The sequence below is a fragment of the Amylolactobacillus amylotrophicus DSM 20534 genome, from assembly GCF_001434555.1.
GTDB lineage: Bacteria > Bacillota > Bacilli > Lactobacillales > Lactobacillaceae > Amylolactobacillus > Amylolactobacillus amylophilus.
The window spans coordinates 1-5,347 of the sequence record NZ_AZCV01000013.1 but is presented as its reverse complement, the minus strand read 5'-3'; the positions used below and the strand labels follow the sequence as shown (position 1 = coordinate 5,347).

Genomic DNA, 5,347 nt, shown 5'->3' with positions numbered 1-5,347 from the left:
ATTAAACCAGCTACAATGTTTGCAATCCAGCCCATAGCAGCACCACGGTTAGTGATTGCGCCAGCAATGGCACCAATGATTGCCCCAACGATTAATGACCAAATAAGTCCCATATTTACTCACTCCCTTACTTTTTACTGGTTCGACCAACAACTAATGAAACAATCAGAACTAAAATAATTGCCCCGATGATCGATGGTATCAATGCCATGCCAGCTAACGAAGGACCCCAAGTGCCAAGGAGCCCTTGACCAATCCACGCACCGATTAAACCAGCTACAATGTTTGCAATCCAGCCCATAGCAGCACCACGGTTAGTGATTGCGCCAGCAATGGCACCAATGATTGCCCCGACGATTAATGACCATATAAGTCCCATATTTACTCACTCCCTTACTTAACACGACTAGATTTATTGTCAGACGTTACTTTATCAACGCTGTCACCTAATGTTTCCTTCGATTTCTTTGCGCCCTTACTGACGGCTTCCTTCGTTTTGTCTGTGGCATCGCTCACGCGATCTTGCAGAGAAGTCGAATCTTTTTCATATTGCTCCTTTGTCTTGACATCAACAACATTCACATTTACCTCAATTACTTCTAATTCGGTCATATTCTTTACTTCCCGAACGATAACATTTTTGATCTTGTCATACAGTTTAGAAATATCAATGCCGTATTCAGCAACAATGTCGAGATCCACTGCAACCTGCTTTTTTCCAACCTCTACATCAATTCCTGATGTGACATCTGAAGTATTAACTAGTTTTTCAGCAACATTTGCGAAAAAGCCGCCATCTACGGTTAATAAGCCATCTACTTCAGAAAGTGCGATACCAATGATCTTTTGAATAACCTTATCATCAAATGTTAAATTACCTTTAACACCAGACTTTTCGTTAGTTGTTGTTTTCTCACTTGGCGTTCCATTCTGCATAATTTTTCCTCCTTATAATTCAAACAGTTATTTAAAAACATTTGTTAAGATACCAGTTTTTTGAATATAATAACCCGCGGTAATCCCGATTGCCATAAAAATCAAAACAAAAAGCGTCTTGAAAAATCCAAAAGTGATGATAAGGACCGCTAAGAGCAATCCCATAATTCCACCAATTAGTGGCCAAAAATAGGCTTTAATGAGTTCGGTCACGATATCACCTCCTAGACAACTCGAGATTTATGCACATTAGCGTCCAACTCATTAAAATCAACGAGTCTGATTTTAATTTTTTTCTGTTCAGAAATTCCAAGACAAATACGCAAATCTTTTTTTAATTGATTAAGAAAATTTGCAGTCTGTTGCTTGGCATTGACTGAATTTAGTAGATCACCCGATATTTTAAGTGTGATCCCTTTTCGTGATAACTTAGATGATACCTTGGGGTTGCCAATAAAGGGTTCATGTTGAAGTGCTGAAAGCGCAAAATGTTCAATAGCTTTCTTACTGATGGTCACTTGACCATCAGACTTCTGATGAAGATATAATGATTGTGACCGTGGCCAAAAAAGTGTGATAAGCAAAAAAATAATTAACAGTACCGCCAGAATTACTCCACTCCAAAAGAGGTATATCGGTTCGTACTGCTCCAACCAACCAAGCTTTAATGACATGGGTGTACTAGTACCAATGGCCGTTGACCAATTTTTAAAGACAAGAACTATGGATAAAGGAAATGCAAGGATAATAACAACTACTATTAATGCCTTAAATATAAATCGCAAATCATCACCACCTTTACCATAATTATAGCAGGACAGTTGTGATGATGGAATTATATGCTCTTATAAGGAACCAATTAATATTTTTGTTTGACTAAACCAATCTAGCCACTAGGGTATACTTGATTGTCCTTTTTAGTAAGTATTGATTTTTTGTGGTATACTGGGATTAGAAAATAGGACATTTAAGTTGGGCAAAATTAGAGTGGAGGTGTCAAAAATGAAATATATTATAGATGCAATCATAAGGGGAATTATTCCCTTTGTAATTATGAGCGGAATATCTTTAATAATGGTTTATCAGAAGTTGAACTCATTTCAAATAAAAAGTACTTTCCTAGTAGGAATAATTATTACATTAGTTTCAGCTGCTAGCGTGATTTATGAGATTGATAATTTAACTTTAACACAGCAATCTATTATTCACTTTTTTGTAATGCTGATAACAGTTTTTCCTTGTTTGATAATTAGTGGGTGGTTTCCATTGTCAAATATCTTTGATTTCTTAAAGTTATTGGCGATCTTCTTGGTAGTTGGCGTTGTTTTATGGATAATTTCATTTTTTATTTTTGGAAAGCTACTAAATAAGTAAGTTTAGCTTATATATTTGCTTGTGGAATTTAAAAAAACTTTTTTTAAAAAAGGAAAGATATTAATGACTAAAATAGGGTATGCACGAGTAAGTAGCAAAGAACAGAACTTAGATCGGCAATTACAAGCGTTACAGGGCGTTTCTAAGGTCTTTTCAGACAAAGCAAGCGGTCAATCGGTCGAACGCCCACAATTACAAGCTATGCTTAACTATATTCGTGAAGGGGATATTGTTATTGTTACTGAATTAGATCGATTAGGACGAAATAATAAAGAATTAACAGAATTGATGAATCAAATTCAAATTAAGGGGGCAACCCTGGAAGTATTGAACCTTCCTTCCATGACAGGGATTGAAGATGAAAATTTAAGGCGTTTGATTAATAATTTAGTGATTGAATTATATAAGTATCAAGCTGAATCTGAACGTAAACGTATTAAAGAACGACAAGCCCAAGGAATTGAAATAGCTAAGTCAAAAGGAAAATTCAAGGGTCGTCAGCATAAATTTAAAGAAAATGATCCACGTTTAAAACATGCTTTTGATTTATTTTTGAATGGTTTATCCGATAAAGAAGTTGAAGAACAAACTGGAATTAATCGCCGAACGTTTAGAAGGTATCGATCAAGATATAACGTGACAGTAGATCAAAGAAAAAACAATGAAAAGAGGGATAGTTAATGAGTACGGTTATTTTAGCTGAAAAGCCAAGCCAGGCATTAGCCTACGCAAGTGCTTTAAAACAAAGCACCTAAATTGGTTATTGAAAGTAAGCCAAAGCTACCGTTTCCCCAAAAACAGGACATAGAAAAACAGGACATTCAAAACCAAGACATCTTTATTACTAACAGTTCTAATATTTAAAACAAAAAGAATCGTCCGACCTTGTCGGCTGAAAGACTGAATGATTGAAAGAGATAAAATAAACTCTATAACTTTTTATCTGCCTCTAAAAGCTTTTAATGCTTCTTCTAGCTCCTCATCAACGATATGGGTGTAAATCTGTGTAGAAGATATATCAGCATGTCCTAGAGCCTTCTGGACGATTCTAAGGTTCTTTGTTTCCCTTAATAGATCGCTTGCAAAGGTATGTCGCAAACTATGGGTCGTAATGTGCTTCTTTATTCCTGCCTTGTCTGAATAGGTCTTAATCATGCTTCTAACAGCTTTTCCATCAAGTGAATGTAAAGTCCTTGTAGTAAAGACTAAATCGCTCCTACCCCACTCTTTAAACTGCCTTTGTTTCCATTTCCCTAACATACTAAGGGTTTCTTCATTTAGCCAGAGGATTCGATCTTTCAATCCTTTTCCTTCAACTACTTTTAATTGTCCCGTCATTAGATCTATATCATTCCATTTAAGGTTTGTTAGTTCTGCCAATCTTAACCCTGTATTTAAAAGAAGCTGAATCATTGTTTGATTTCTTTGAGGTGTAATGTATCTTAAATTAAACTGATTTAGTAACCTTTCTTGTTCATCTAATGAAAATATCTTGGGTACTGAAGTCTTTTTCAACATCGGATACTTCAATGCCGTGTTGGTAAAGGTCTTCCAAGTAACGATAGCCATCAACTAAGTGTGCGAGGCGTTCTGGGGTTGTTTTGTCCCATTCACCAGGCCAGTCTTGAATCTTAGTGTTTTCGGCCATTTCTTTTAAGGTGGAGTAAGGACTGCCATCAAGCGCAATCAGCCGTTCAGAAATGACATCGAGTTGGCTGTCAATTTCTTCCATGAACTCATCCATCAAGGGGTGCAACTTCAAAAAGTTGGGTCCACGCATGTACCAATGCGTCTGATGGATAATCATTGACATCTGGCTCAAATCGGCAACGAGTTGATTTAATACTGCTTTGGTTTTCGTATATTTCATTAGATTGGTCTCCTTTCGATATGGTTATTATAACTTAGTGGTAGCTTAATCTGAAACGTTATACACTGGCAAATTAAGTTATTTATAGCCCGTAGAATTAAGTCGTTTTGAAAAGATGGAGACGTTATATGGAAGATTGTAAAATTAATCTACAATTGAATTTTATTTACCTTATGAAGATGTTCAAAACGCGTTAAAGGAAAGTGCGCAAACCCCTTTATACGTAGAAAGGATGAATGGGTAGTGGGTAACAATGAGTGTAAATTAAATAAGGCACAAAAAAGGATGCTTAAGGATAAAGAAATATATAATCATTTCAATTTAGAAAATATTTCCAGTTCCATCAAAACGGAGCTAAACAAGATAGTGCATGACATCGATGACTAATACTTTAACACCAAACAGAAAGGGGCTATGAATATATAGGGTCTATACTAGATAATGGACCCTATTTATTGAAATGGGAGAGTAATTTTTTCAAAGAAAAGGGGGTAAAAACTATGATTAAAAAAGGCATTACAAGAGTAATAATAAAAGTAATGAATTCTTGGAGTTCAATTTTTTCAACGTTACCAGGGTAACTTTTGGGAATCGGAATTAAAAAGTCGAGGAAGATTGGTAAATATACAATGCTATTAACTATTACAACACTACTTATTCCGATTACGTAATGAACCATAGAAAAAGTTAGGACTTGATTGTGTCTGAAGTATTTTTTTTGAGCCTGCTGTACAGTTTTTTTCCTAGTTACAATGTCATGCCTTGCAGCGTTGAATAGGAGTGAAAAGCCTATTAATGCAACAATTATTAATATAAAGCCGAATGAATTGGTAACTCCAACTTCTGAAGTGAAATTTAGAAAAAAAGGGCCCAAATATTTGGAGATGAACCAACTAGATAAAATTGAAATAATAATTGTAAGAATGTTTTTAAAATAGCCATTTTCAATGATAGTATCATTTATATGGTCACATAAATATAAAAAATCAATTGTTATGAGAAAAAAAACAACTAATATTACGATTAACCATGAGTACAAGGCTGATTTAGCACCTCTTTCTATTTTTTAGATAAAAGTAAAGGTTCTGTTGCAAAGTTTTAAATAAAGAATAAAATCCCTTACGGTATCTATGATTTAAGCTGGGATTCCCAATAATACCTTGATTT

The 5,347-nt window shown here is 35.0% G+C and carries 7 protein-coding genes and 2 pseudogenes; 3 read left to right on the top strand and 6 right to left on the bottom strand.

The annotated features are described in order from the left end of the window. Positions 1–127: 127 nt before the first annotated feature. Genes FC62_RS07775 through amaP form a run of 4 tightly spaced genes read right to left on the bottom strand, consistent with a single transcriptional unit; the run spans position 128 to position 1,721 of the window. Positions 128–379 carry a GlsB/YeaQ/YmgE family stress response membrane protein gene (locus FC62_RS07775; protein ID WP_003680323.1) on the bottom strand — a complete coding sequence of 84 codons (252 nt, stop codon included), beginning with the start codon at positions 377–379 and terminating at the stop codon, positions 128–130. Positions 380–393: 14 nt separating this feature from the next. After that, a complete protein-coding gene (locus FC62_RS07770) occupies positions 394–936 on the bottom strand; it encodes an Asp23/Gls24 family envelope stress response protein (RefSeq protein ID WP_056946817.1) in 543 nt (180 codons plus the stop codon). 27 nt (positions 937–963) lie between these two features. Then, positions 964–1,149: a DUF2273 domain-containing protein gene (locus tag FC62_RS07765; RefSeq protein WP_003596522.1), complete on the bottom strand. Its 186-nt coding sequence runs from the start codon at positions 1,147–1,149 to the stop codon at positions 964–966. Positions 1,150–1,160: 11 nt separating this feature from the next. Continuing rightward, positions 1,161–1,721: an alkaline shock response membrane anchor protein AmaP gene (amaP, locus tag FC62_RS07760; protein WP_056946814.1), complete on the bottom strand. Its 561-nt coding sequence runs from the start codon at positions 1,719–1,721 to the stop codon at positions 1,161–1,163. 217 nt (positions 1,722–1,938) lie between these two features. Here amaP and FC62_RS07755 point away from each other — a divergent pair, with 217 nt between their 5' ends. The 3 genes and pseudogenes from FC62_RS07755 to FC62_RS08495 form a co-directional block, all read left to right on the top strand. Continuing rightward, a complete protein-coding gene (locus FC62_RS07755) occupies positions 1,939–2,310 on the top strand; it encodes a DUF3021 family protein (protein WP_012477193.1) in 372 nt (123 codons plus the stop codon). Positions 2,311–2,373: 63 nt separating this feature from the next. Further along, positions 2,374–2,991, top strand: a complete 618-nt coding sequence (locus FC62_RS07750) for a recombinase family protein (RefSeq protein WP_056946811.1) — start codon at positions 2,374–2,376, stop codon at positions 2,989–2,991. After that, positions 2,991–3,062: pseudogene (locus FC62_RS08495) on the top strand (toprim domain-containing protein); the annotation flags it as partial. The gene FC62_RS07750 and the pseudogene FC62_RS08495, both read left to right, overlap by 1 nt. A 187-nt stretch (positions 3,063–3,249) precedes the next feature. On the opposite strand, the gene FC62_RS07745 reads toward FC62_RS08495, so the two are convergent. Then, positions 3,250–3,828 (bottom strand): tyrosine-type recombinase/integrase, encoded by a 579-nt coding sequence (locus FC62_RS07745; protein ID WP_075362795.1) that lies wholly within the window; start codon positions 3,826–3,828, stop codon positions 3,250–3,252. After that, positions 3,791–4,180: pseudogene (locus FC62_RS07740) on the bottom strand (Dps family protein); the annotation flags it as partial. The gene FC62_RS07745 and the pseudogene FC62_RS07740, both read right to left, overlap by 38 nt. Positions 4,181–5,347 lie beyond the last annotated feature (1,167 nt).